Source organism: Paraburkholderia phytofirmans (assembly GCF_046028095.1).
In the GTDB taxonomy this organism is placed as follows: Bacteria; Pseudomonadota; Gammaproteobacteria; order Burkholderiales; family Burkholderiaceae; genus Paraburkholderia; species Paraburkholderia phytofirmans_A.
The window spans coordinates 484424-509904 of the sequence record NZ_JAQQDJ010000001.1 but is presented as its reverse complement, the minus strand read 5'-3'; the positions used below and the strand labels follow the sequence as shown (position 1 = coordinate 509904).

20 protein-coding genes and 1 tRNA gene are annotated in these 25481 nt (G+C 62.9%); 7 read left to right on the top strand and 14 right to left on the bottom strand.

The window, feature by feature from the left end; all coding sequences use genetic code 11:
• The first annotated feature begins 427 nt into the window (after positions 1-427).
• Positions 428-4015 carry an indolepyruvate ferredoxin oxidoreductase family protein gene (locus tag PQR54_RS02275; protein ID WP_408243893.1) on the top strand — a complete coding sequence of 1196 codons (3588 nt, stop codon included), beginning with the start codon at positions 428-430 and terminating at the stop codon, positions 4013-4015.
• Between the two features lie 95 nt (positions 4016-4110).
• Here the strand turns inward: PQR54_RS02275 and PQR54_RS02270 are convergent, their stop codons facing one another.
• The gene (locus PQR54_RS02270; RefSeq protein ID WP_408243892.1) at positions 4111-4806 is read right to left on the bottom strand and encodes a copper homeostasis protein CutC; all 696 of its coding nucleotides are present in this window, start codon (positions 4804-4806) and stop codon (positions 4111-4113) included.
• Positions 4807-4849: 43 nt separating this feature from the next.
• A complete protein-coding gene (locus PQR54_RS02265) occupies positions 4850-6118 on the bottom strand; it encodes a sensor domain-containing phosphodiesterase (protein ID WP_408243891.1) in 1269 nt (422 codons plus the stop codon).
• Between the two features lie 373 nt (positions 6119-6491).
• On the opposite strand from PQR54_RS02265, the gene PQR54_RS02260 reads away from it, so the two are divergent.
• Positions 6492-8147, top strand: a complete 1656-nt coding sequence (locus tag PQR54_RS02260) for a Na+/H+ antiporter (RefSeq protein WP_408243890.1) — start codon at positions 6492-6494, stop codon at positions 8145-8147.
• Between the two features lie 132 nt (positions 8148-8279).
• On the opposite strand, the gene PQR54_RS02255 is transcribed toward PQR54_RS02260, so the two are convergent.
• The 4 genes from PQR54_RS02255 to PQR54_RS02240 all read right to left on the bottom strand — a co-directional run bounded on the left by PQR54_RS02255 (position 8280) and on the right by PQR54_RS02240 (position 14171).
• A complete protein-coding gene (locus PQR54_RS02255) occupies positions 8280-9587 on the bottom strand; it encodes a solute carrier family 23 protein (protein ID WP_408243889.1) in 1308 nt (435 codons plus the stop codon).
• 359 nt (positions 9588-9946) lie between these two features.
• Positions 9947-11512, bottom strand: a complete 1566-nt coding sequence (locus PQR54_RS02250; protein ID WP_408243888.1) for a methyl-accepting chemotaxis protein — start codon at positions 11510-11512, stop codon at positions 9947-9949.
• Between the two features lie 424 nt (positions 11513-11936).
• Positions 11937-12551 carry a DUF2239 family protein gene (locus PQR54_RS02245; protein WP_408243887.1) on the bottom strand — a complete coding sequence of 205 codons (615 nt, stop codon included), beginning with the start codon at positions 12549-12551 and terminating at the stop codon, positions 11937-11939.
• 87 nt (positions 12552-12638) lie between these two features.
• Complete coding sequence (locus PQR54_RS02240; protein WP_408243886.1) at positions 12639-14171, bottom strand: sensor domain-containing diguanylate cyclase; 1533 nt, start codon at positions 14169-14171, stop codon at positions 12639-12641.
• Between the two features lie 546 nt (positions 14172-14717).
• Here PQR54_RS02240 and PQR54_RS02235 point away from each other — a divergent pair.
• The gene (locus PQR54_RS02235) at positions 14718-16424 is read left to right on the top strand and encodes a methyl-accepting chemotaxis protein (RefSeq protein WP_408244243.1); all 1707 of its coding nucleotides are present in this window, start codon (positions 14718-14720) and stop codon (positions 16422-16424) included.
• Between the two features lie 147 nt (positions 16425-16571).
• Here PQR54_RS02235 and PQR54_RS02230 read toward each other — a convergent pair.
• The 5 genes from PQR54_RS02230 to PQR54_RS02210 all read right to left on the bottom strand — a co-directional run bounded on the left by PQR54_RS02230 (position 16572) and on the right by PQR54_RS02210 (position 19209).
• A tRNA-Ala gene (locus tag PQR54_RS02230) sits at positions 16572-16647 on the bottom strand.
• Between the two features lie 76 nt (positions 16648-16723).
• A complete protein-coding gene (locus tag PQR54_RS02225) occupies positions 16724-17074 on the bottom strand; it encodes a c-type cytochrome (protein WP_408243885.1) in 351 nt (116 codons plus the stop codon).
• Positions 17071-17868, bottom strand: a complete 798-nt coding sequence (locus PQR54_RS02220; protein WP_408243884.1) for a BON domain-containing protein — start codon at positions 17866-17868, stop codon at positions 17071-17073. The genes PQR54_RS02225 and PQR54_RS02220 overlap by 4 nt, the downstream gene beginning before the upstream one ends.
• Positions 17869-17900: 32 nt before the next feature.
• The gene (locus PQR54_RS02215; RefSeq protein WP_408243883.1) at positions 17901-18488 is read right to left on the bottom strand and encodes a phosphoheptose isomerase; all 588 of its coding nucleotides are present in this window, start codon (positions 18486-18488) and stop codon (positions 17901-17903) included.
• Between the two features lie 217 nt (positions 18489-18705).
• Positions 18706-19209 (bottom strand): YraN family protein, encoded by a 504-nt coding sequence (locus PQR54_RS02210; RefSeq protein ID WP_408243882.1) that lies wholly within the window; start codon positions 19207-19209, stop codon positions 18706-18708.
• On the opposite strand from PQR54_RS02210, the gene rsmI reads away from it, so the two are divergent.
• On the top strand, positions 19208-20089 hold the full coding sequence (gene rsmI / locus PQR54_RS02205; protein WP_408243881.1) for a 16S rRNA (cytidine(1402)-2'-O)-methyltransferase: 882 nt from the start codon (positions 19208-19210) through the stop codon (positions 20087-20089). The two genes, PQR54_RS02210 and rsmI, sit on opposite strands and share 2 nt — an antisense overlap.
• A gap of 123 nt (positions 20090-20212) precedes the next feature.
• Here the strand turns inward: rsmI and PQR54_RS02200 are convergent, their stop codons facing one another.
• Positions 20213-20815 (bottom strand): septal ring lytic transglycosylase RlpA family protein, encoded by a 603-nt coding sequence (locus tag PQR54_RS02200; protein WP_408243880.1) that lies wholly within the window; start codon positions 20813-20815, stop codon positions 20213-20215.
• Between the two features lie 638 nt (positions 20816-21453).
• Here PQR54_RS02200 and PQR54_RS02195 point away from each other — a divergent pair.
• The 3 genes from PQR54_RS02195 to PQR54_RS02185 all read left to right on the top strand — a co-directional run bounded on the left by PQR54_RS02195 (position 21454) and on the right by PQR54_RS02185 (position 23273).
• Positions 21454-22098, top strand: coding sequence for an MBL fold metallo-hydrolase (locus tag PQR54_RS02195; RefSeq protein WP_408243879.1), 645 nt, complete (start codon positions 21454-21456; stop codon positions 22096-22098).
• Complete coding sequence (locus tag PQR54_RS02190) at positions 22095-22724, top strand: 3'-5' exonuclease family protein (RefSeq protein ID WP_408243878.1); 630 nt, start codon at positions 22095-22097, stop codon at positions 22722-22724. Before PQR54_RS02195 ends, PQR54_RS02190 begins: the two co-directional genes overlap by 4 nt.
• Positions 22725-22814: 90 nt before the next feature.
• Positions 22815-23273, top strand: coding sequence for an Lrp/AsnC family transcriptional regulator (locus tag PQR54_RS02185; protein WP_012431468.1), 459 nt, complete (start codon positions 22815-22817; stop codon positions 23271-23273).
• A gap of 65 nt (positions 23274-23338) precedes the next feature.
• Here the strand turns inward: PQR54_RS02185 and PQR54_RS02180 are convergent, their stop codons facing one another.
• Together PQR54_RS02180 and PQR54_RS02175 are read right to left on the bottom strand one after the other, a co-directional pair.
• Positions 23339-24595 carry a cation diffusion facilitator family transporter gene (locus PQR54_RS02180; protein ID WP_408244242.1) on the bottom strand — a complete coding sequence of 419 codons (1257 nt, stop codon included), beginning with the start codon at positions 24593-24595 and terminating at the stop codon, positions 23339-23341.
• 331 nt (positions 24596-24926) lie between these two features.
• Positions 24927-25229, bottom strand: coding sequence for an H-NS histone family protein (locus tag PQR54_RS02175; RefSeq protein ID WP_106283886.1), 303 nt, complete (start codon positions 25227-25229; stop codon positions 24927-24929).
• Positions 25230-25481: the final 252 nt, after the last annotated feature.

Genomic DNA, 25481 nt, shown 5'->3' with positions numbered 1-25481 from the left:
TCGCATGGATCCGAATACGCCTGACCTTGGCATGCACGGTTTCTATGGTCCGGACGACTACTCTATGCGCAACCCGTCATGCCCACCTAAGCGGTTTCTTTAACCAGGCTTCGCTCATACGCTGAATAGCGCATAAGCGACCGACACACGGGCGCCGGCACGCAGCAATGCGTCCCGGCGCCCGTAATGCTTGGGGCCGCTCAAGAACGCACCAACCGCACCAGGGCTTACCCGAATCCGCCCGTGGCGCGGTAGATCCATCTCAAAACTTCATTAAAACGCGCGGGTCTTCGCGCCTATTTGCGACTGCCCGGTCAAAGTAGAAAAAATTCTCTCTCATTGGCGCTAAAAAATAGAGTCTCTTTCGCTGCGTCACCTTCGTGGTCCCCACCACCGCGCGCGGATGCCAAACAATGGAGACTCACCCATGACCGCTCGCCTGCCCATCGACGGCACGCCCGCACTGGCCGATTACAAGCTTTCCGACAACCTCACCGCGACGCGCGGCCGGATCTTCCTGACCGGCACGCAGGCGCTGGTGCGTCTCGTGCTCATGCAGCGCGCCGCCGACAAGGCGCGCGGCATGAATACCGCCGGCTTCATCAGCGGCTATCGCGGCTCGCCGCTCGGCATGGTCGACCAGCAGTTGTGGAAAGCGAAAAAACTGCTCACGGCGAGTGATATTCGCTTTTTGCCCGCCATCAACGAAGAACTCGGCGGCACCGCCGTGCTCGGCACGCAGCGGGTGGAATCGGATCCGGAGCGCACCGTCGAAGGCGTGTTCGCGATGTGGTACGGCAAGGGCCCGGGCGTGGATCGCGCCGGCGACGCTCTGAAGCATGGCAACGCGTACGGCTCGTCGCCGCATGGCGGCGTGCTGGTGGTGGCGGGCGACGACCACGGCTGCGTGTCCTCATCGATGCCGCATCAGAGCGACTTCGCGATGATGGCCTGGCACATGCCGGTGGTGAATCCGTCGAACATCGCCGACATGCTCGAATTCGGTTTGTACGGCTGGGAGTTGTCGCGCTTTTCGGGCGCGTGGGTCGGCTACAAGGCGATCTCCGAGACGGTCGAATCCGGCTCGACGGTCGATCTCGACGCGCTACGCACCGACTGGACCATGCCGCAGGATTTCGAAGCGCCCGCCGGCGGCCTGCACAACCGCTGGCCCGATCTGCCGAGCCTGACGATCGAATCGCGGATGCACGCGAAGCTCGACGCGGTGCGCCACTTCGCGCGCGTGAACAGCATCGACAAATGGATCGCGCCGAGCCCGCATGCGAACGTGGGGATCGTGACTTGCGGCAAGGCGCATCTGGACCTGATGGAAACGCTGCGCCGCCTCGATCTGACGGTCGGCGATCTGGAAGCGGCCGGCGTGCGCATCTACAAGGTCGGCCTGTCGTTTCCGCTGGAGATGACGCGTATCGACGCGTTCGTTTCCGGCCTGTCCGAAGTGCTGGTGATCGAGGAAAAAGGCCCGGTCATCGAACAGCAGATCAAAGATTATCTGTACAACCGTACGCAAGGCACGCGGCCGATCGTGGTCGGCAAAAACGCTGAAGACGGCACGCTGCTGCTGTCCTCGCTCGGTGAATTGCGGCCGTCGCGCATTCTGCCGGTGTTCGCCAACTGGCTCGCGAAGCACAAGCCCGCGCTCGATCGTCGCGAACGCGTGGTCGATCTGGTCGCGCCGCAAATTCTCTCGAATGCCGCGGACAGCGTGAAGCGCACGCCGTACTTCTGCTCGGGCTGCCCGCACAACACGTCGACCAAAGTGCCGGAAGGATCAATCGCGCATGCGGGCATCGGCTGCCACTTCATGGCGTCGTGGATGGAGCGCGACACGACGGGTCTCATCCAGATGGGCGGCGAAGGCGTGGACTGGGCGTCGCATTCGATGTTCACGAAAACGCGTCACGTGTTCCAGAATCTCGGCGACGGCACCTACTTCCATTCGGGCATTCTGGCGATCCGCCAGGCCGTGGCCGCGAAAGCCACCATCACGTACAAGATTCTCTATAACGACGCCGTCGCGATGACGGGCGGCCAGCCCGTGGACGGCAGCATTTCGGTGCCGCAGATCGCGCGTCAGGTTGAAGCCGAAGGCGTGTCGCGCTTTGTCGTGGTCAGCGACGAGCCGGAGAAATACGACGGCCATCACGACCAGTTCCCGAAGGGCACAACGTTTCACCATCGCAGCGAGATGGACACCGTGCAGCGCCAATTGCGCGACACCGACGGCGTGACCGTGCTGATTTACGACCAGACCTGTGCGGCGGAAAAACGCCGGCGCCGGAAAAAAGGCGAATTTCCCGATCCGGACAAGCGCCTCTTCATCAATGAGGAAGTCTGCGAAGGCTGCGGCGATTGCGGCGTGCAATCGAATTGCCTGTCGGTCGAGCCGGTTGAAACGGCGTTGGGTCGCAAGCGCCGCATCGATCAATCGTCGTGCAACAAAGACTATTCGTGCGTGAACGGCTTCTGCCCGAGCTTCGTCACGGTGGAAGGCGGCAAGCTGAAGAAAGCCGCGGGCGCCGCGTTCGATCCGCAAGCGCTGGCCGCTCGCGTCGAAGCACTGCCGATTCCGGCGACGCATCTCGACGCCGCGCCGTACGACATTCTGGTGACGGGCGTCGGTGGCACGGGCGTCGTGACGGTGGGCGCATTGATCAGCATGGCCGCGCATCTGGAAGGCAAGAGCGCGTCGGTGCTCGACTTCATGGGCTTTGCGCAAAAGGGCGGCTCAGTGCTGTCGTTCGTGCGCTTCGCCGCGCGCGACGAGTGGCTCAATCAGGTGCGTATCGACACGCAACAGGCCGACGTGCTGCTTGCCTGCGATATGGTGGTCGGTGCAAGTGCCGATGCGCTGCAAACGGTGCGTCATGGCCGCACGCGCATCGTCGTGAACACGCACGCAATTCCGAACGCCACGTTCGTGACGAATCCGGACGCGACGCTGCATGCCGACGCGCTGCTCGACAAAATGCGTCACGCTGCCGGCCCGGAGCGCATGTCGACGTGCGATGCGCAAGCGCTCGCCACGCGATTCCTCGGCGACACTATCGGCACGAACATTCTGATGCTCGGGTATGCCTGGCAACTCGGACTCGTGCCCGTATCGTTCGCCGCGATGATGCGCGCGATCGAATTGAACAACGTCGCCGTGCCGATGAATCAGCTGGCGTTTTCGATCGGCCGCCTCGCTGCCGAAGATCCGGCCGCGCTCGAAGCGCTGTGGCAAGCGCGGCATCTCGCGAAGCAGAGCGTGCGCGTCGATACGCTCGACGAACTGATCGCGCATCGCGAAGGACGTCTGCAGACATACGGCGGCGCGAGCTACGTGAAGCGTTATCGCACGCTAGTCGATGCGGCACGTCGCGCGGAAACCTCGGTGGATGCGAAGAGCGAGCGCGTGACGCGCGCGGTGGCGACCACGTTCTACCGCTTGCTCGCGGTGAAGGACGAATACGAAGTGGCGCGTCTGCATACGGATGCCGCATTCCGTGACGCACTGGAAGCGCAATTCGAAGGCGTGGCCGGCAAGGACTTCGGCATCAAGTTCAATCTCGCGCCGCCGACGCTCACGCGTCCCGAACCCGGCAAGAATCCGACCAAGAAAACTTTCGGTCAATGGATGTGGCCGGTGCTCGGCACGCTGGCGAAATTCAGCGGCCTGCGCGGCACGATGCTGGATCCGTTCGGCCGCACGCTGGAACGCAAGATGGAACGCGAACTCGCGGGCGATTATGAAACCACGTTGCAGCGTGCGCTCGCCAGGCTCGATGCCGGCAATCTGGAAGACGTGGCGAAACTGGCCGACCTGCATGCTCGCGTGCGCGGTTATGGTCACGTGAAACTGGCGAATCTGGCGGGTGTGAAGCGTGGCGAGCGCGATCTGGCCGCACGTTTGCAGATCGAAGCGGCGACGGGTGAGTCGGTGCGCAAATCTCTGGAAGAGGTAAAGGGCGCGGGACAGTTGCGCGGGATTCCGGTGGTGGTGGCGAAGTAGGTTTTCTTCGCGCCGTAGACGCAGATAAAAGAATGCCGCTTCGAGAGCGATCTCGAAGCGGCATTTTTCTTTGCTTCGTTGTTTTAGCTATGGAGTCATGCGCTCGTCAACAGTGCGCGGACCTCTGCAACTTTGTCTGAATCGACCGGCGCGAGGCCGTTGCTGTTCACGCGCACGCCCGAGCCGAAATGCACGGCTTCAACTTGTGTTCTGCTCACGAAACCGGCAATTGCTTCGACTGTCAAACCGGCTCCGGCCAACACGGTGCAATGCGAACCGGCCGCCTGCTGGACCAACTCGCGGATCGTATCTTCCGCATTCAATACCGAAGCTTGTCCCCCCGAGGTCAACACATTCGTCACGGCGTCAAAACCTAGCAGCACATCCAATGAACGCTGCAAATCCCGCGCTTCATCGAACGCGCGATGGAAGGTAATAGCCAGTCCATCCGCTGCATCGATCGCACGTGCGAGGCCCTCGCGGTCGATCTCCCCCACTGCGTTCAGCATGCCGATCACAATGCCATTCGCGCCCGCCGCTTTCACCGCGCGCACGTCACGCAGCATCACTGCGCAGTCGTCGGCGTCGTAGATGAACGAACGGCTATGCGGGCGCACGATCACGTTCACTGGAATCTCGACCGCCGCCACCACCGCTTCGATCAGTCCGAGGCTCGGCGTCAGGCCGCCCTCGCCCATCGCGGTGACAAGTTCGAGACGGTTAGCGCCGGCTTGCGCGGCAAGGCGCGCATCGGCAACGGTCGTGGCAATGACTTCAAGGAGGACGGACATAAGCGCGGCTGAGAGTCGTTAAAACGACATGATCTCAGAACCGCTACTCATCCACCCAGTCGATATCGCCGCACAACACGCAGGTCTGCTCGCCGACACGCGTCGCCACCGAAAGCGTCACGCACGGCAACGCCTCGTTGATCGACAGATACGGCCGCGTCACATGCACGCGCTCCGGCGCGTTGATCGCATCGCGGAAATACGGACGACGCAGCCAATTCGCGCCTTGCGCATCGGCGAGCGGCAGAAAGCGCGTTTCATGCGCCGCGCGATCGGCCCGCAGCACGACGTTGCGGCCCGCCTGCTTGCCCTTCGCGTCGAGCAGGAAGCAGCGCGCGGCATGATCGAGCGCCAGAAAATTCCAGCACACTTCCTCGAGCGGTTCGCCGGCCGCGAGCCGCTCCGCCGCCCGCTCGAAAGCCCGCAAGTACGGCGCAAGCCGGCTGGCATTACGGCGCTCGCGCACGTCGGCCTGATCGCGATACCGCTCGGTGAGTTCGCTGATGCAGGTGGTCGCGTGCAACGCATCGGCCGCGCCCGGGTTCGGACGGCCGAAGAAAAAGCCCTGCACGAAGTCCGCGTTGCAGGCGAGCGCCATCTGCGCTTCATGCTCCGTTTCCACGCCTTCGACGAGCACCAGCTTGCCCGCTTCGTGCAGCAGCGCCACGAGCCCCGGCAGGATTGTCGCCATGTCGGCGCGATGCGCGGCGTGCGACAGCATGATACGGTCGAGCTTGACGATGTCGGGATTCAGTTGCCAGATCCGTTCCACGTTCGAGTGGCCCGCGCCGAAATCGTCGAGTGCGATCAGGAAGCCGCGCTCGCGGAACTGGCGCACGGCGTCGGCGAGACGCTCCAGGTCTTCGGCGCGATGCTCGAGCACTTCGAGCACGATGCGCCGCGGCGGCAGATCGAGCCGCTTCAACGTAGCCAGCAACGCGGCGGCGAGATACGGATCGGTGAGCGCGCCCGGATGCACGTTCAGAAACAACCACTCGCGCTCCGCGCCGAGCACTTTAAAATTCTCCAGATGCAGCGTCTGAGCCAGCTTGTCGACCTGCAGCACATCGCCGAGGCGCGCGGCCTCGCCGAATACGTCGAGCGGCGACACCGGCCGGTCGAGCGCGTCGTGCGCACGCAGCAGCCCTTCGTAACCGACCGCCCGCATATGCGACAGGCTGAAAATCGGCTGAAATACGCTGCTCAGCGTGAGTTCGCCATGCTGCACCGTAAAACGTTCGAGCCCCGACGTCATCTCGACACCGAAGCCATGTGGCGCGCTGGCCGTCCTTTCCTGTTGCGCAATCGTCATGCAAGTCCTCTCACGCGAGAGCCGGGCCGGTCCGAACGCGGAAGCGAACAACCTCGGCGCCGTTTCTCAAATGTGCGTCATCGATATACCTTAAGCAAGCTCCATGCGCACGCTGACGCACATTCCAATGAAATTTGTCCGAAAGATTGACCCTTGTAAGGGAGCATGCGCCGCGCGTGGGCGTGGGGCGCACCGTTAAGGTGCGCCGCGCCTTGTGGCCACGTCCTGATCTCGCTGGCAGTGCCGCATGTCGCCCTGAGCGGTACGTCACGCGTCGTCGGGCTAAACTTTGGCCTTACGCTTCGTCAGCATCGCGTGGCCGTTTCGTCGAAGATCGCCGAAGTCACACCGTTATATCCCCAGAAATAGACCGATGGACATTGTCTTTACCGTATTGATTCTTTTGCTCGCGGTCGCCGCGTCGGGCGTCCTCACCCGCATCCTGCCGATCAAGTTGCCGCTGCCGCTCGTGCAGATCGCGATCGGCGCATTGCTCGCGTGGCCGAGGCTCGGCTTGCACGTCACCTTCGATCCGGACATTTTCATGATGCTGTTCATTCCGCCGCTGCTGTTCGCGGACGGCTGGCGCATTCCGAAGCGCGAGTTCTTCATGGCGCGCCGCTCGATCCTGATGCTCGCGCTCGGCCTCGTTTTCATGACGGTGCTGGTGGTCGGCTACTTCGTGCACGCGCTGGTGCCGTCGATTTCGCTGCCCGTCGCGTTCGCACTGGCCGCTGTGTTGTCGCCGACCGATGCGGTGGCGCTCTCCGGCATCGTCGGCAAGGGCAAGATTCCGGGGCGGCTGATGCATATCCTCGAAGGCGAGGCGTTGATGAACGACGCGTCGGGACTGGTCGCGCTGAAGTTCGCGATTGCCGCGGCGCTGACGGGCGTATTTTCGTTGCGCGACGCGTCGATCAGCTTTGTGATCATCGCCGTGGGCGGCCTCGCTGTGGGTGCGGCAGTGAGCTGGCTGTTCGGCTACGTGTCGGCCCACTTTCTGAATCTCACAGAAGAAGGCGACCCGGCTCCCGGCGTCGTGATGACGCTGCTGATTCCGTTCGCCGCCTATCTGGTCGCCGAGCGTTTCGAATTGTCGGGCATTCTGGCCGCGGTCGCCGCCGGCATGATGATGAATTACACGACCATTGTCACCGCCGGGCCGGCTTCATCGCGAGTGCGAGCGAGCAGCACGTGGACGATGATCGAGTTCGTCTTTAACGGCATGGTGTTCATTCTGCTGGGGCTGCAGTTTCCGCACATTCTCGGCCGGGCCCTGCTCGACGCGCACGAGACCAGTAACGCGCAGGTCTGGCGGCTGATCGGCTACATCGCCGCGGTAGCGGGCGCCCTGTACGCGATGCGCTTCGTGTGGGTGTGGCTGCTGCGCTATTTCGCGAGCCGCAGCGCCGCGAAACAAGGCGTGGCGAATGCCGTTCCGGGTTTGCGCACCGCCGCTGTGACGACGGTGGCCGGCGTGCGCGGGGCCGTGACGCTCGCGGGCGTGTTGTCGTTGCCGGAGGTGTTGCCGGGTGGCGCCGCGTTGCCGGGCCGCGATCTCGCGATCTTCATCGCTTCCGGCGTGATTCTGGTCTCGCTGATCGTGGCGGTGGTGGGATTGCCGCTGTTGCTGAGCGGCTGGCGCCGCGGCAAGGATCCGCATGCCGCAGAGGAAGCGCTCGCCCGGATCATGGCCGCGCAAGCCGCGATTCGCGCGGTCGACGAAGTGCACGACAAGGAGTGCTCGAATCTCGACGAGTCGGCCTCGGCGTATGCCGCGGACGTCACCGCGCGGGTGATGGACCTCTATCGGCGCCGCCTCGCCACGCTCGATGAAGAACGCGAACCGCGCGAGCTGGCACGCCGTGCCGACGCGTTGGAGTTCAGGATGAAACTCGCGGCCATGAGAGCGGAGCGCAAGACGCTGCTGGAACTGCGCAGCAGTCAGGAGATCAACGACGAGACGTTGAACAAGCTGATGCGGGAAGTGGATCTGTCGGAGACTGCGCTGACGGCGCGGAGGAAGTAGCGGGCGCGCGCGCTGTGTAGTTGCGATGCCGGCGGCGGCAATGGCTTTTTCTTCGATCAAGACAACCTGCGAAGAAAAAACCTGCCCCGCCGACGAACTCACAAAGACGACTGATTCAGCGCGCGAGAAAATTCACGCCACCGGACCTTGCGCCGGCTTCCTTCTCAGGAGCGCGTAGAGAATGATCGCGCCGAACGTCGCGGTGCCGATACCGCCGAGACCGAAGCCGCCGAGCTTCAACGAGAAATCGCCGGCGCCGAGCACGAGCGTGACCGCGGCCACGATCAGATTACGGTTATCGGAGAAGTCCACCTTGTTGACGACCCAGATGCGCGCGCCGGTCACGGCGATCAGCCCGAACACGACGATCGACACGCCGCCCAGCACCGGCCCCGGAATGGTCTGGATCACCGCGCCGAACTTCGGCGAAAAACCCAGCACCAGCGCGATCAACGCGGCAATCACGAAAACCAGCGTCGAATAGATCTTGGTGACGGCCATCACGCCGATATTCTCGGCATACGTCGTGACACCCGTGCCGCCGGCAAAGCCGGAGACGATCGTCGCGAGTCCGTCGCCGAGAAATGCGCGGCCGACGTAACGGTCCAGATTCTGGCCCGTCATCGCGCTCACCGCCTTGATATGCCCAAGGTTCTCCGCCACCAGAATCACGGCGATCGGCGCGAGCAAGGTCATCGCCTGCAGGTTGAACACCGGCGCCGTGAAGTGCGGCATGCCGAACCACGCGGCGTTCGCGACGATGGCGAAATCGATCGGCTTACCCATGCCAAGACCGTTCGTGACGATCGCATAGATCACATACGCCATCAGCAGGCCGACCAGAATCAGCAGACGCTGCAGCATGCCGCGTGCGAACACCGCGACCGCGCCGACGCACAGCACGGTGACGAGCGCCATCCACGAATCGAAGTTGCTGCCGCTCACGCCGTGCACCGCGATCGGCGCCAGATTCAAACCGATCACGCAGACAATCGCGCCCGTCACCACCGGCGGCATCAGTGTCTCGATCCATTTGGTGCCGACCGCCGACACGATCAGCCCGATGATCGCGTACACCACGCCGCACGCGATGATCCCGCCCAGCGCAACCGGGATGTTCAGGTTCGGGCCGTGGCCGCCGTAGCCCGTGACCGCGATTACGAGACCGATGAACGCGAAGCTCGAACCGAGATAGCTCGGCACGCGGCCGCCTACCAGCACGAAGAACAACAGCGTGCCGATGCCCGACATGAAGATGCACAGGTTCGGATCGAAGCCCATCAGCAACGGCGCGAGCACCGTCGAGCCGAACATCGCGACGACGTGTTGCACGCCCATCGCGAACATCTGCGGCCACGCGAGACGCTCGTCGGTACCGACGATGCGGCCCTCGGCGGCCGCGGACTGGGCACGCCAGCGGGGGAAGTAGGAATCGGCCATGGCGGGGGTTCTCCTCTGTTCGGCGCTATGTATGGTGGCGCGGCGCCGGAACAAAGCGCCGCCCAGGAATTAGGCGCGAGTGTACGGAGTGCCATTGGGCCTGGCAAGCTCGGGGAAATGCGCGGCAAAACCGTGCTTGGATGCCGCGGTAGATGGCGTGGCGCCGGCCGGGTTGCTTGCGGCGCTGGAAACCGACGTGTGTTGTCGGTGCCGCCTGGCCGCGTGGCCGCATTGCTTGCAGCACCAGAGTCAAAGCTCTCTAACGATGCTGGACAGCATGTCGCATGCAGCGGCGCGCGTAACGCGCTCGCCGGCAACCCTGGCGCGATCCAGCGCGCCCATGACCATCATCGGCGCCCTTAGCCGCGCCGCGCTTCCAGAGAAAACACCGTCACAGCCGCCTGCAACTGCCTCGCCTGATCCGCCATCGACGCCGCCGCGGCCGCCGCCTGCTCAACCAGCGCCGCGTTCTGCTGGGTCACGTCGTCCATTTGCGCGACGGCGCGATTGACCTCTTCGATGCCGGTGCTTTGCTCCTGCGACGCCGACGAAATCTCGCCCATGATGTCGGTCACCCGTTTCACCGCGTGCGTGACTTCGGCCATGGTCTGTCCGGCCCGCTCGGCGAGTTCGGCACCGCTGCCCACGCGTGCCGTCGAGCTTTCGATCAGCTCCTTGATCTCCTTCGCCGACACCGCGCTGCGCTGCGCGAGCGAGCGCACTTCGCCCGCCACGACGGCGAAGCCGCGTCCTTGTTCGCCGGCACGCGCTGCTTCCACCGCCGCGTTCAGCGCGAGGATGTTGGTCTGGAACGCGATCCCTTCGATCACCGCGATGATGTCCGTCATGCGCTTCGAGCCGGCTGCCAACTCGCGCATCGTTTCGACCACGTCGCCGACGAGGTGGCTGCCGCGCGCCGCGACTTCCGACGCGCCGTGCGCCACGCCGCCCGCTTGCTGCGCGTTCTCGGCGTTCATCTTCACCGTCGATGTCAGCTCCTGCATGCTCGACGCGGTTTCCTGCAGCGCGGCGGCCTGTTCTTCAGTGCGCTGCGACAGATCGGTATTGCCCTGCGCGATTTCGCCCGACGCCATCAAAATCGATTCGCTCGACTCGCTGATGCCCGACACGATGCCGGCCAACCGTTCGCGCATGTTGCGCAACGCAAACAGCAAGCTGTGAGAGTCGCCGGTGCGCGTTTCGACTCGCACGCTCAAATCACCGCCCGCGATGCGGTTAGCGATCTGCATCGCGTAATCCGGTTCGCCGCCGAGCTGCCCGGCCAGACGACGCGCGATCACCATGGCGAGCAGCATGCCCGCGACGATCGCGCCCAGCACCAGCGCGCTCATGACGATGCGCATGTGCAGATAGCCGGTGGACGCTTCCGCTTGCGCGTCGTTGGCTTGCTGACGGCGATAGTCGATCAACGCCGTGATGCGATCGCGCAGCGCCTCGCTCGACGCAATCGCGCGGCGCACGAGTTCGTTGTTGTCGACGCCCGCCGGAATCGGCTCGAGGCCGATCTGCTGATGCACGATGCCTTCCCACACCGCCGACTTGCGCAGCACGTCGTCGAACATTTCCTGGCCCTTGCTCGTCTCGATCGTCGCGCGATACTGGTCGTAACCCGCGTGCATCTCCTTGAGCGAGCCGACAATGCTGTCCTTCAACTTTTGACGGCCGGCGTCGTCGACGGCGTAGCCGAGATTCGCGGCGGCCAGATCGGAATCGATCTTGTGACGGTTCGCCTCTTCCATCCAGTACAGGCCGTCCATGTGTTTATCGCAGATGGCGTCGGTGATGCCGTGCATCGACGACAGCGTACTCAGCGACGTCGCGCCGATCACGACGCAAAAACCAATCACCACGGCAAACGCCAGCAGCAGTTTCCTGAACACAGGCATGCGGTCGAACCACTTCATTTCACCATCCTTCACGAGTCACGACGGGACGCTCAAGCCGCCACGCCGTCGCGAACATATCGCGATCTGTCGGATACGTAGCGACGCTCCCACCTTATTTACGGCGGCCATGACAGAGACTTGATGACGGAAATGTCAGGAATAACCGGGACAGGATGTTGTAAGCAATGCTTAGCGCACGCGACCCGGGCGCGAAACGCCCTGCGGGCAGACTATCGGAGACAAGTTTCGGATTCGTCTGATGTATAGCTATAGGGGCAAGCTCTTAGACTTGTTTTGCTGCGTCGACCTCCATGAGTAGGCGCATGCGATGTTGTTGTAACTCTCCGACTTTCCGCTCACGCTTCCCCGGCGTGAGCGGTTTTTTTTGTCTGTGCGATCCGGTGCTGGCACCGCTTGCAACGGCGCTGCGAGTTGCTTGCCTTTACGCGTGCGTCGCGAAAGCGGTCTTCGCGAGTCGCAAGGTGTAATCGCGCACGTCCTGCGGCCATGCCGCGACGATCTCGTCGAAACGCGGACGGTCGTCGGCGTAAAGCGCGCGGGTCGCATCTTCATAGCGCGGCAGATTGCCGGCCAGCGCGGTCATGAAGCGATACACGGCTTCCTGCGCCGCGCGCTGACGGTCCTTGTTCTCGCCGGCCACGCGCGCCGCGTCGACCAGTTTGCGCAGCGCGACCGATGCGCCGCCCGACTGTCCATTGAGCCAATCCCAATGGCGCGGCAACAACGTGATTTCTCTCGCCACCACACCGAGCTTGGGCCGGCCACGGCCGCGTGGCGTGTCCTCTGCGGCGTCGTCGGAGGCGTTAGCGGTTTGGGCGCCGTCATCCTGGCTCGCTAACCGCGCGACGATCTCGTCGGGCGTGCCGCGCAAATCGAATTCGACCGGCCGGCTGGTGACGTCGTCGAAGACCAGAACCGGCGCCTGTTCGCCGCGCGCCAGCACTTCTCTCACCGCGAGCGCCACGTCGGGCAAAGCGCCGGAGGCGATGCGGCGATGGCCTTCGAACGCGGTGCAGGTGGGCGGATGGACGGTCATGACAAACTCCAAATGAAGAATTTGTCGAATTATATCCGGGTTAAATTCAAATGCAAGATATTACCCGGGTAAATTTACGCGACGTTCTTAGACGGAGTTGCGCGCTTCGGTGCCGGGTGTCACCGTGGCGCCGCCCAGGGGCGAAGTGTGCGTCACGGTGCGATAGCTCAGCACGCGATTGCGGCCCGTATCTTTGGCTTCGTATAGCGCGTCGTCGGCGGCGTTCAGGAGGGCGCGGCTCGTCGCGAATGCCTGGCCTCGCGTGGTGGCGATGCCGATGCTCACGGTCAGCACATGGTGCGAGCTCGCCACGTGGCGAAGCTGAAGCGCCTGAACCGCCGCGCGAATCTTCTCGGCGATGAAAGCTGCACCGGTTTCGTCGGTGTCCGGCAGCAGCACGGCGAACTCTTCGCCGCCGTAGCGCGCCGCCGTGTCACCCGGACGCCGCACGCTCTGCGCGATGCAGCGGGCCACGGCCGTGAGCGCATCGTCGCCCGCGGAATGGCCGTACAGGTCGTTGAAACCCTTGAAACTGTCGACGTCGATCAGCAGCATCGACAGCGGCCACGCGTTGCGCTGCGCGCGACGCCACTCGTCTTCCGCGTGTTCCTCGAAGGTGCGGCGATTGTTCAGGCCGGTCAGCCCGTCGGTGCGCGCCAGCACGCGCAACTCCTCTTCGGCCGCGCGGCGATGCCGCAACTGGTGCGAGAACAGGACCGCCAGCGCGATGATCGTGACGTCGAGCGCGGCGATCAGCGAGCCGATGATCCACGCGCGGTGCCGCCATTCCACGTAGATATCGCGCGTGGACAGCGCAACGTCGAGGATCAGCGGATACATGTCGATATGACGGAACGCGTACCAGCGCTCGACGCCGTCGATCGCCGCCGTCCCGAAGAAGTCCCCGCTCGGCTGCTGGGTGAAGCGCGAGTAGTTGGCGGTGCCGGTCAGATTGATACCGATGATTTTCGGATCGAACGGGCGCCGCATCAGCATCGTGCCGTCGCTCAGCATCAGTGCCATCGAACCGCCGGCGCCGAGATGCATGCCGGCGAACAGGCTGCGGAAATAGGTGAGCCGCATGGTGCCGGCCACCACCCCGCCGAAACTGCCATCCGGCCGCGTGATGCGCCGGCTCAGCGCGATGCTGACTTCCTTGCCGCTGACCTTCGGCACGAATGGATGGCTGATGTACAGACCGACGTTGGGCGAGTCCCGCTGCACCTTGAAGTAATCACGATCGGCGAGATTGACGTGGCGTGGCGGCGTGGCCTGCGAGTCGAACCTGATGTTGCCGGCTTCGTCGGTCACGAGGATCGAGCCCATGTCTTTGGCGCTCGCCGAGCCGTCGAACAACACCATCTGGCGGATGGCCGGATCCAGCTCCAGCACGCCGGGCTGTTTCAGACCGTCGATCACCGCGCGCAGCGACAGATCGTAAATCTCCAGATTGCGCGACACGTCGCGCTCGACCAGCAGCGACACGTTGAAGACCGAATCCTGGGCGCGCCGCAATGCGTCGTCGCGCATCTGTGCCAGCACCCACACGGCGATCGCAAGAATCGCACTGGCCAGCACGATACTGATCGCAATCATGACGTTCGGTCGGCGCGTCACCATGGGCTTTTCGTTCGAACATGCGCTGGCCTACGCGCGTGAAGAAGAGGGCCGCGTCCGGACCGGCGCGTACCGTGAAGCGGTAGCGTACCAGACGACGCGCTGCGGCGGGCGCCGCCGGCATGGCGAGACCGATGGGGAACGGCGACCTGTTTCAAGCGACTGTCCACCCTCGCTCTCGATGCAATGTTCTCATCACGCGCTCAAATATATTCATTTGCCGAGAGATTCCATTTTCCTCGGTCATCGCGTGCAAGCCTTCTAGAGATATACCCGGTTTTTCCTTCAGTACTCGAGTGTGCGAACCGATATCCGGTAAATGGGATACCCATTTTGTGCCCTACGCCGATGCGCTGCGCTCCTGCATCGACGAAAGACACCGAAGGGATAGACCGCGCGGGGCCGCCGCGATGTACGGCGGTCACATAGACGCTCCCATGCCCGGACCTGAGAGTCCATTGCGAACGCATCTACGTTTCGTTATTGGAGAAAAAAATCGTGACATTGAAACACCTCACCATCAAAGCAAAACTCATTGCCGGTTTCGGCATGCTGTCTCTTATCGTCGTCGCGGTTTGCGGGCTTTCCCTGAAGGCGCTCAGCGACTCAACCGATGGTTTTTCCAGCTTCGTGCACGGCATCAATGCACGCGCGGACATGGCGGTGCAGGTGCGAACCGCGGTTGACCGCCGGGCGATCGCCGCGCGCAATCTCGTGCTAGTGACCAAGCCGCAGGACCTCGAAATAGAGAAAGCCGATGTGCTGCGCGCGCACGAAGACGTGCAAACCGATTTGAAGAAACTCAACGACATGATCGCGACCGCTACCGACACGTCGGAGAAAGCGCGCAGTCTCGTCGCCGAGATCAATCGGGTGGAGGCTTCGTATGGACCCGTCGCCACCGACATCGTCAATCTCGCGCTGACCAACAAGCGCGACGAGGCGATCGTCAAGATGGACGATCAATGCCGGCCGTTGCTCGCCGCGCTGATTCGCGCGACCAACGCGTATGCCGACTACACGCATACGCGTCAGGAGCAGATGATCAACGACTACGCGGCGCACTACGAGAACCAGCGCAATCTGCTGATAGCGATCAGCCTGATCGCGGTGGCGCTCGCAATCGGCGCTTGCGTGCTGATCACGCGCGCGGTGACCGGACCGCTGCGCCAGGCGATCGACGTCGCGCGCACCGTGTCGGAAGGCGATCTGCGCACGCGCATCGTGGTCGACGGCAACGATGAAACCAGCAAGCTGCTGGGTGCCCTGCGCGAGATGAACGAACGGCTGACGACGATCGTCGGACGCGTGCGCGACAGCAGCACGAGCATCGCGGGCGCGGCGCGCGAGATCGCCGCGGGCAACATGGATCTGAGCCAGCGGACCGAGCAGCAAGCGGCCTCGCTGCAGGAGACGGCGTCGAGCATGGAGGAACTCACCTCGACGGTGAAGCAGAACGCCGACAACGCGCAGCAAGGCAGCATGCTGGCCACCAACGCATCGTCGGTCGCGCAGAAAGGCAGCGAGGTGGTCGGCCAGGTGGTGAACACGATGCACGACATCAGCGATAGCTCGACCAAGATCGCGGACATCACGGGCATCATCGAAGGTATTGCTTTTCAGACCAACATTCTCGCGCTCAACGCTGCCGTCGAGGCTGCGCGCGCCGGTGAGCAGGGCCGCGGTTTCGCGGTGGTGGCGAGCGAAGTCAGAAGCCTGGCGCAGCGCTCATCGAGCGCGGCCAAGGAGATCAAGGATCTGATTGCCACCTCGGTGGAGAAGATCCGCGACGGTTCGGCGCTTGCCGGCGAAGCGGGCAAGACGATGGCCGAAGTCACCCAGGCGGTGGCGCGGGTGACGGACATCATGTCGGAGATCGCGGCGGCATCGAGTGAGCAAAGCCGCGGCATCGAGCAGGTCAATCTCGCGATCACGCAGATGGACAATGTCACGCAACAGAATGCCGCTTTGGTCGAAGAAGCGGCGGCGGCTTCACGGTCGATGGAAGATCAGGGGCAGCAGTTGAATGAGGCAGTGGCGTTCTTTCAGATTTTGAATGGTGGTGATGTGGGGGCGTTTGTTTCGGCGGCGCCTTTGCGGAAGGAGACGGCGCGGCAGGAGCGGGTTGTTGCGCCTGTGCGGCGGGTTGCGCGGGCTACGGTTGTGCCGGGTGTTGCGTTGGGTGTCGCGCCGGGTGCCGCGTTGGCGACGGCTGCGGGCGCCGTCGGTGCGGATGATGGGTGGGATAGGTTTTGAACGTGTTTTTCTGTTTGAGCGCCGTGCCTGGGTGGGTGGCGCTTAAGCGGGACATGGTTTGGGGAGCAGAGCGGGTTAGTGCGAATAGCTCGGGACAGAAACGCGAAAACCGGCGTTAGCCGGTTTTCGCGTGACAACAAATCTTATTGGTGGAGAGGAGGAGGATCGAACTCCCGACCTTCGCATTGCGAACGCGACGCTCTCCCAGCTGAGCTACCCCCCCAACGTGCAAACAATTCTAGCACAAGCATTTTCCGTTTTGCCAAGCCCGCCAGAGCCAGCAAAACGGCAATAAGCCATCACCTGGAAGGCGCACCCGCAAGCACCCAATCCACCACTGCACGAATATCCGCATCGCTCATCGACTGATGCGCGGGCATCGGAATCATGCCCCACACGCCGGAGCCGCCGTCCTTCACCTTGCGCGACAATTTCGCCGGCGCTTGCGCATCGCCCTTGTACTTCGCGGCGATCTGCTGGAACGACGGGCCGACCAGTTTGCGATCCACTGCATGACATCCCATGCAAGCATTTGCGTTGGCGACCAGCTGACCGCGCGGCGCATCGGCGGCACGCGCAGTTGGCACAACGGCAAGCGCCAGCGCACCGAACATCAGCGCGCTGATCACCGAGGCAACACCGCGCATCATGGCGTCGTCGCCTTCGGGTTACCTGGATGCACGGCGTTCGAATTGGTGACCGGCGCGGGCGCCTGCTGTTCGAGCGGCCGCGAACTCACCGACGAATCAGGAATAGCGCCGACGGTCGGCGCGCTCGCGTCCGGTTGCGAAGCCGCCGCTGCGGGCGCCGTCCCCGCTGCGGCGGCAGCCGCCGCGGCTTCCGCCGGCTGAATGTACTGGAACACCTTCACGACCTGCACCACGCCCGGCACACGGCTCGCGACGTCGGCGCCACGATTGCCTTCGTCCATGGTGACGAGGCCCATCAGATACACCGAGCCACGCTCGGCCACCACTTTGAAGTTGTTCGCCGAAATGTTCTTCTCGGCGATCAGCGCGGTCTTCACACGCGTTTCGAGGTAGGTGTCATTGGTGCGCGACGAGAACGAGCTGGCCGGCATGATGGTCAGTTCGTTGACGATCGTGCTGACGTTGTTCAGGCCACGCACGATGGTCTCCGCGCGTTGCTTCGACACGTCCCCCGCCACTTCACCGGTCAGCAGCACGCGACGATTGAACACCGCCACGTTGACGTGCGCATTGTCGGGCAAGTTCTGGCTGATCTGCGAGAGCGCCTTCACCTGCAACTCGCGGTCCTCGGTCTGCGCGCCGAGCGTGCGCCGGTCGGTCGCGACCAGCGCGCTGCCGCCCGCCGCGCCGGCAACGGCGAGAAAGCAACCTTGCAACGTTGCGGACAGCCCCGCCGCGAACCCAACCACCAGCACGGTTCTCACCAGTGTCTTCTTGACGCGGAATACGCTCATCAACTAGCTCTCCTTCGGAATCAGTCTCAGTCTCAGTCTTCGCCCAGCAACATGGCATCGATGCCGTCGCACAGACAATGGATGGTCAGCAAATGCACTTCCTGAATACGTGCGGTGCGATCCGACGGCACGCACACATGGATATCGGTATCGCTCAATACTTCCTGCATGCGTCCGCCGCCTTTGCCGGTCAGCGCGACTACGATCATTTCGCGCTCATGCGCGGCCTCGATTGCGGCGAGCACGTTGGCGGAATTGCCGGACGTGGTGATTGCCAGCAGCACGTCGCCTGGCTGGCCGAGCGCCCATACCTGCTTCGAGAAAATCTGCTCGAACGAATAGTCGTTGGCGATGGCGGTCAACACCGAGGTGTCTGTGGTCAGCGCGACCGCCGGCAAGCCGGGCCGCTCGCGCTCGAAGCGGCCCATCAGTTCGGCGGCGAAGTGTTGCGCGTCGGCCGCCGAGCCGCCGTTGCCGCACGCGAGAATGCGATTGCCGTTGGCCAGCGCGGCGAACATCGTGTCGATCGCAGCGGCGATCGGCATCGCCAGTGTTTCGAGGGCTTCGAGTTTGACTGCCGCGCTGTCGCGGAAGTGTTGTTGAATGCGTTCGACTGACATCGAGTCTCTATCTTCTACCGCGAATGGGCCGCACTGCGCGGCCGTGTTGTGAAGTCGTATTGCGAAGTCGTGCCGCTTCGATGAACCTGGCCGGCAACACGGTGCAGGCACGCAATCCATCGCTTATTGCACTGCTTGCTGCGTTGTCGGCGTTGCCCCGTGGCGCTGCACGCGAGCGCAAGTTTATCGCACTCACGCGTGTTCTCCGCGCCTGGCGTCAGACTTCGTCGGCACGGAACGCATCGCGCAACCACACGAGCCGGCCGCCTTCGAACGCGATCACGTCGAAACGGCAAGCGGGTTGATCGCGCCACCGCGAGGCATGCGTTACCAGAAAATGCTGCGCGGCGCGTACGATACGCTGCTTCTTCTGCCAGCCGATACTCGCCGCCGCGCCGCCGTAGCGCCGCTGCGCACGCGCGCGGACTTCGACGAACACCAGCGCGCCGTCACGTTCGCGCATTACCAGATCGATCTCGCCGCCGCGGCACGACACATTGCGCGCGACGAACCGCAAACGTTGGCGCTGCAAAAATTCCTGCGCACGCAACTCGAAAGCCGCGCCGACGAGTTTGGACCCGACGAGTCCCGAAAAGTTGTGGGGCGTCGTGAAGGCGCCGCTCGGCGCCGCCGCGCTCACGGCCGGCCCGCCGCGCGGATCGCGTGACACTGCGTGGCACAATGGCGGCCTCGTTCCGTCTGTTTGTGTCTTCTGCCTCATGACTCCCCTCTCCGAACTCGCGCAAGGGCAGCAGTACCCCACTGCCGCGCTGTATGTGGTGGCCACGCCGATCGGCAACATCGCGGACGTCACGCTGCGCGCGTTGCATGTGCTAGGACTGGTGGACCGCATCGCCGCCGAAGACACCCGCAACACGGGCCAACTGCTCGCGCGTTATGGCATCTCGAAGCCGCTCGTCGCCGTGCATCAGCACAACGAACGGGCGGCGGCCCTGCGTCTGATCGAGCATCTGCAAGCGGGCGAACGCGTGGCCTACGTGTCCGATGCGGGCACGCCGGGCATCTCGGACCCCGGCGCGAAACTCGTCGACGCGGTCCGTGAAGCCGGCTTTCCCGTCATCCCGCTGCCCGGCGCGAGCGCGCTCGCGACCGCGCTGAGCGTGGCCGGCGACTGGGTCGCGACGTTCTCGTTCCTCGGCTTCCTGCCGCCGAAGGCAAAAGCCCGCGCCGCGACGCTGCAGCCGCTCGCGACCCATCCTCACGCGATGGTGTTCTACGAAGCGCCGCACCGCATCGTCGAAACGGTGCAGGCGCTGGCCGACGCATTCGGCGGCGAGCGCAAGCTGCTCATCGCACGGGAATTGACGAAGTTACATGAAGCGCTGCACTGTGGCACCCTGGCCGAAGGGCCAACGTGGCTCGCCGCCGATCCGAACCGGCAACGCGGCGAATTCGTGCTGGTGGTGGAAGGCGCGCAGCCGGAAGCCGCAGGCGAACGCGATCACGACGCTCTGCTAGGCATTCTGCTGGAGGAGTTGACGGTGAGCAGCGCGGCCAAAGTGGCGGCGGCCATCACCGGAGCGTCGCGCAACGCGCTGTACACGCGCGCGCTGGCGCTGAAGAAAGAAGACGAAGAGTAAAGCTGACAAACAAACGAAAAGGGCCGCGCAATGCGGCCCTCCGTTCTTCTGCGGACACAACCCGTGAGGCCGCCGACGCGGCGTTACGAGGAGCGCGCCCTAGCCGCGCTCGCCGCCGTCATGTCACTTCTGGGCGGTCGAATCCGAATTCGACGCCAGCATTTCATTACGCGCGTCGCGTGCTTCCTGCTGCGTCAGACCTTCGATCTCCACCCGCGCCGTACCGGCATGGCGCATGTTGAGAACAGCCGCCGCGGCCATGGACAGATCGATCACGCGGCCACGCGCATACGGACCACGGTCGTTGATACGCACGACCACCGAGCGCGACGTGGCCGGATTGGTCACGCGCACATAGGAGCCGAGCGGCAACGTACGATGCGCCGCGGTCAGCGCGTGCATGTCGTAGCGTTCGCCGTTGGCGGTACGGCGGCCATGGAAGCCACGGCCGTACCACGAAGCGCGACCGGTCTGATGAAAGTCCGAAACGCCGGAACCTTCATCGGTAAGAGGCTTTGCATCGGCCAGCGACGAGCCTTGGGCGGTCGCGTCGGAGGCCGGCGCGCTGCCGAAAGCTTGCGGTCCGAAGGAACCCGCCTGCGTCAATTTCGTGCTCTGCGGTACGCCGCTATCCGACGTGTTGCCGGCGCCCGGAGGCGTGGCGCAACCGGCCAGCACAAAAAAGGCAAAAAGAGTCCCCAGACCACGGGATAACCGAGTTTTCATAAGACGTGCAATCACATTGTCGAGCCGCATCACGCGAAAGTTGAGCGTGTTGCCTGCGACTCCGGCGGCAATGGACGACAACGCGCCGCGCAGACAAGCGCAGAACGTCAAAGCCCGGATGCGACTCACTCAGCCGCTACCGCACGGTTAATTTTCACGTCTGGCGCAACCTGTCCCCGGCAGCCTGACCAGACCCCACATGCCGCCATCGAACGTGGCAAACACGTTCTTGCGCGCGAAACTCAGCGCGCAGGAACGGCGGCGTAGGCCCCACCCAGCGTCACGGCAGTTAAGTCCGTAGCAGGCGCGCGGCGCCTGGCTGGGCAAGACGTGTGCATCGAAAGCATCGATACTTGATGGCCGCCCAAAAGTGCGACAGCCCATACTTGAGTGGCGATCCGCGTGCCCATTTTTGATGGGGACGCACCGCCTTGTGGCACGCACAGTTCCCTGTGCATGGGGTGCATTATACCCAAAACAGAATTCCGGGTTGGCAAGCGACTGAAAACCTTGATGAATTTTCACTCCTGCTGCAAGAATAAGCAGCCCGAAGCCCTCTGCGCCGCGGCTCCAGCGCCCTCGGCGAACGTGGACGAGAGGCCGGTACAATCAACGTTTTTCCAGCGGCGCCGTCATCCATGAAAGTCACCTTGATCCCCGTCACGCCGTTCCAGCAGAACAGTTCGCTGCTCGTTTGCGAGGCAACCGGGCGCGCGGCCGTCGTCGATCCGGGCGGCGACCTCGACATCATCCAGGGCGAAATCGCGCGGCAGAACGTGACGGTCGAGAAAGTTTTTCTGACGCACGGCCACATCGATCACTGCGCGGGCGCGAAGACGCTGGCCACGCACTACGGCGTGCCGATTGAAGGCCCGCATCCCGACGAAAGCTTCTGGCTGGACAAGCTGCCGGATCAAAGCACGCGCTTCGGCTTTCCGGCCGCCGAAGCGTTCGAACCGGATCGCTGGTTGCAGAATGGCGAGAGTGTGCAGTTCGGCGACGAAACGCTCGAGGTCTATCACTGCCCGGGCCATACGCCGGGCCATGTGGTGTTCTTCAGCCGCGCGCATCGGCTGGCGCTGGTGGGCGACGTGCTGTTCGCCGGCTCGATTGGGCGCACGGATTTTCCGCGCGGCAATCACGCGGATCTGGTGCGCTCGATCCGCGAAAAACTTTGGCCGCTCGGCGACGACATCACCTTCGTTCCGGGCCACGGTCCCACTTCGACGTTCGGCGCCGAACGCCGCACCAATCCGTACGTCGCCGACGGAGTCGAGGCATGAGCAGCGAAATCTACGTGAGCACCGATGTCGAAGCGGACGGTCCGATTCCCGGCCCACACTCCATGCTCAGTTTCGCCTCCGCCGCTTACACCGAAGACAAGCGGTTGATCGCCACCTTCTCGGCAAACCTCGAGTTGCTCGACGGCGCCACGGCGCATCCCGTGCAGGAAGCGTGGTGGAAGACCCAGCCCGAAGCATGGGAAGCGTGCCGCAAGGATCTGCAGACGCCGGTGGCCGCATTGACGGCGTATGTCGACTGGGTGGAAGCCTTGCCGGGCAAACCCGTGTTCGTGGCGATGCCGGCCGGCTTCGACTTCACTTATATGTTCTGGTACATGATGCGGTTCGTCGGCCGGTGTCCGTTTTCCTGGTCGGCGCTCGATATCAAGACGCTGGCCTTCGCCATGACCGGCCTGCCGTACCGCAAGAACATCAAGCCGCGTTTTCCCAAACACTGGTTCGACGAACATCCGCATACCCATGTCGCGCTGGACGACGCGATCGAACAAGGCGCGCTTTTCTGCAACATGTTGAAGGATCTGCGCGCAAGTCAGGCGATCACGTTGGCAGCGGGTAAAGATGGGGACGGCACAGGACAAAACACCACCGAGGAACCGGCAAATTAGGTAATCTCCCTCGTCGAACCCGTTTTACATTGCGTTTCGTTTTCGCGCCCTCTACCATGCGTTGATACGGCGACGCAAACGGAGGCGCAGTTGACACTCGATACGTTCTCTCAAAAAATCCTGCGCCTATTGCAGCTCGACGCACGCCGCTCGGTGCAAGAAATTTCCGACCAGGTCGGCCTGTCGAGCACGCCATGCTGGCGACGCATCAAGGACATGGAACAGTCGGGGGTCATCCAGCGCTACACGGCGCTACTGGACCGGGAAAAGCTCGGGCTGCACGTGTGCGCCCTCGCGCATATTCATCTCACGCGGCACACCGAAGGCGGCGTGGAACAGTTCGAGCGGGAAATCGCCACCTGTCCGGAAGTCACGGAGTGCTACAGCACGACCGGCGAATCGGACTACATCCTCAAAATCGTCGCGCCGGACATCAAGGCTTACGACAGCTTTCTGCACGAGCGTATCTTCAAGATTCCCGCCGTCGCGCAGGTTCGCACGAGCGTGGTGCTGCGCGAGATCAAATTCGATACGCAGCTGCCGCTTTGAGCCGTTGATGGCTCAACGACGCCACGCGCCAGCGTGCATGCTCGCGCGGCGCTGCAGGAATTAAATCAAGTAGCGCTGTGGGGTTCCGTCGCCTTCGTGCGTTCTTCAATGGCCACGCCGCCCTCTGCACCGAGCGTCTCCGGATCGGCTTGCGCGGCGGACGCCACATCCAACGCCTGTAGCAGTTCCACTCTGCGCGCGCCCAGGCGAGCCTTGAGCGCCGCCAGATCCACCTGCCCGAGCCGTTGCGTCTCGCCGTCCAGCACGCGCGACGACAACGCATCCGGCAGCACAACTTCGACATCCAGCCCCGTGCTCAGGTAGTGAATATTCACCGCCGCCGCCTTCACGCCGTGAGACGCCAACGCGGCATTCACCTCTGCAATCACCCGCTCGCGAGTTGGCAGATCGAAGGGCGGACGCGCAAGCGCATCGTTCTCGGGATCGACATGAATCAGCGCGTCGAGCACGCGGTTGTCCGTCAGAACGCGCAGACGCGCGGACTCGGCGATGTAGTGCCCTTCCGATACCGAGATCAGCGGATCGACGAGAATGTGCGCGTCGACGAGCGCGAAGTCGCCCATCTTGCGCGTGCGCATTTCGTGCACGTCGCGCACGCCGGGCGTTGAGAGCAGCAGCGCGCGCATGTCGGCGGTGGCGGCGTCGTCGAGCGCGCGGTCGGAGAGATCCTGCAACGCGTCCCAGCCGAACATCCAGCCCATGCGCGCGACCATGAAGCCGACGATCGCCGCGGCAATCGGATCGAGCAGCCGCACGCCGGCGAGGCTGCCGACAATACCGATCGCGACCACCAGCGACGACGCCGCGTCGGAGCGCGCGTGCCAGGCATTGGCGATCAACATGGCGGAACGCACGCGTTGCGCCTCCCGCAGCATGTAGCGAAACAGACTCTCTTTGGAAATCAGAACCAGCACCGCGACCGCGAGCGCGCTCATATGCACAGCAGGAATGTTCTGCAAATCGGCGAGACGCGTTCCGGCTCGCCATAGCATGCCGCAGCCCACCGCGATTAGAAGCGTGCCCAAAAATAACGACGCCACGGTTTCATAGCGACTATGCCCGTAATTGTGATCCGCGTCGGGCTTTGCGCCGCTGTGCCGATTGGCAATCAGCACGACAAAATCGGAAATCAGATCGGCGAGGGAATGGACACCGTCGGCGACCAATGCCTGCGAGTGCGCAAACACACCGATGCCGATTTGCAGCGTCATCAACACCGTATTGAGCGCAATACTGACAAAGGTACTTTTGCGCGCAATGCGATGTTTTTCGGCGAATTCGGTGGCGGCAGCGGCAGGCATCTGAGAAGTGGAATGAAAGGTCACTTCTTGCATTCTACCCGGCGCATCTCGAAACGCGCAGGAGCCGCCTAAAAAATTCCTTTTAAATCAGCCGCTTATCTAAACGAAAAGCATTCGCGTTCCAGTTGACTGGTGTTGATGCGACAAAAACCATGACATTGATCGTGGCAATAAAAAAACCGCGTCCTCGACGGCACGCGGTTCTCTTTCGCTACGGCAGACGCTATAACTGCATCTGATTGAAGCTATTCGTATGACTTAATGACCAGAAGCATTAGTTGCTGGCAAAGCAGCCTGCAAAAAGCGGGCGCAAAAGCTGCCGGCCAAATCATTACTTCTCGATCAGAAACTTCTCGCGATCCAGACCGGCGATCCAGCGCGGCGGCTTGCCGCGGCCCGACCACGTGCTGCCGCTATCCGGGTCGCGATACTTCGGTGCGACACCTGCGCGCGGACGCGCGGCTTTAGCACCCTTGGCAGCACGACCGCCACCGAGTTCAGTTAGAGAAATGCCGTAGTCGGTCATTTTCTGCTTGATTTCATTCAACACTTCAGCATATTCGCGCGACTTTGCTTCTTCGATCTGCTTTTCGAGCTTCTCGCGCTGGGCGAGTAGTTCCTTGTAGGAAGACATAGGTTCCCTTTGTGGTTTGGATAAATGACTGCCAGTCTTAAGCCAGCTTGCCCTTTGAAGGTGGATCATGCCTCGGAATTTGATGGCGAGATTAACACAAAATAGAAAGATTACAAAAGCGAGGGCGCAAAATTAATCCGAATTCGTTTCAAAAAATTTCCAGCTGGCACCGGGCTACATCACTTCCTTTCAGATAGCTGATTTCGCTTTTTGCTGAAAAACGCAGTTAGCATGAGTAATCATTGGATTAAC

Bases quoted from the DNA above. Each gene is read 5' to 3' on its own strand.
- PQR54_RS02245 (WP_408243887.1), bottom strand. From the start codon at position 12,551: ATGACCGTCCATCCGCCCACCTGCACCGCGTTCGAAGGCCATCGCCGC.
- PQR54_RS02260 (WP_408243890.1), top strand. From the start codon at position 6,492: ATGGACATTGTCTTTACCGTATTGATTCTTTTGCTCGCGGTCGCCGCG.
- PQR54_RS02275 (WP_408243893.1), top strand. From the start codon at position 428: ATGACCGCTCGCCTGCCCATCGACGGCACGCCCGCACTGGCCGATTAC.
- PQR54_RS02250 (WP_408243888.1), bottom strand. From the start codon at position 11,512: ATGAAGTGGTTCGACCGCATGCCTGTGTTCAGGAAACTGCTGCTGGCG.
- PQR54_RS02195 (WP_408243879.1), top strand. From the start codon at position 21,454: ATGAAAGTCACCTTGATCCCCGTCACGCCGTTCCAGCAGAACAGTTCG.
- rsmI (WP_408243881.1), top strand. From the start codon at position 19,208: ATGACTCCCCTCTCCGAACTCGCGCAAGGGCAGCAGTACCCCACTGCC.
- PQR54_RS02215 (WP_408243883.1), bottom strand. From the start codon at position 18,488: ATGTCAGTCGAACGCATTCAACAACACTTCCGCGACAGCGCGGCAGTC.
- PQR54_RS02235 (WP_408244243.1), top strand. From the start codon at position 14,718: ATGCTGTCTCTTATCGTCGTCGCGGTTTGCGGGCTTTCCCTGAAGGCG.
- PQR54_RS02210 (WP_408243882.1), bottom strand. From the start codon at position 19,209: ATGAGGCAGAAGACACAAACAGACGGAACGAGGCCGCCATTGTGCCAC.
- PQR54_RS02200 (WP_408243880.1), bottom strand. From the start codon at position 20,815: ATGAAAACTCGGTTATCCCGTGGTCTGGGGACTCTTTTTGCCTTTTTT.
- PQR54_RS02270 (WP_408243892.1), bottom strand. From the start codon at position 4,806: ATGTCCGTCCTCCTTGAAGTCATTGCCACGACCGTTGCCGATGCGCGC.
- PQR54_RS02265 (WP_408243891.1), bottom strand. From the start codon at position 6,118: ATGACGATTGCGCAACAGGAAAGGACGGCCAGCGCGCCACATGGCTTC.
- PQR54_RS02255 (WP_408243889.1), bottom strand. From the start codon at position 9,587: ATGGCCGATTCCTACTTCCCCCGCTGGCGTGCCCAGTCCGCGGCCGCC.
- PQR54_RS02240 (WP_408243886.1), bottom strand. From the start codon at position 14,171: ATGGTGACGCGCCGACCGAACGTCATGATTGCGATCAGTATCGTGCTG.
- PQR54_RS02180 (WP_408244242.1), bottom strand. From the start codon at position 24,595: ATGCCTGCCGCTGCCGCCACCGAATTCGCCGAAAAACATCGCATTGCG.
- PQR54_RS02220 (WP_408243884.1), bottom strand. From the start codon at position 17,868: ATGAGCGTATTCCGCGTCAAGAAGACACTGGTGAGAACCGTGCTGGTG.
- PQR54_RS02190 (WP_408243878.1), top strand. From the start codon at position 22,095: ATGAGCAGCGAAATCTACGTGAGCACCGATGTCGAAGCGGACGGTCCG.
- PQR54_RS02225 (WP_408243885.1), bottom strand. From the start codon at position 17,074: ATGATGCGCGGTGTTGCCTCGGTGATCAGCGCGCTGATGTTCGGTGCG.
- PQR54_RS02175 (WP_106283886.1), bottom strand. From the start codon at position 25,229: ATGTCTTCCTACAAGGAACTACTCGCCCAGCGCGAGAAGCTCGAAAAG.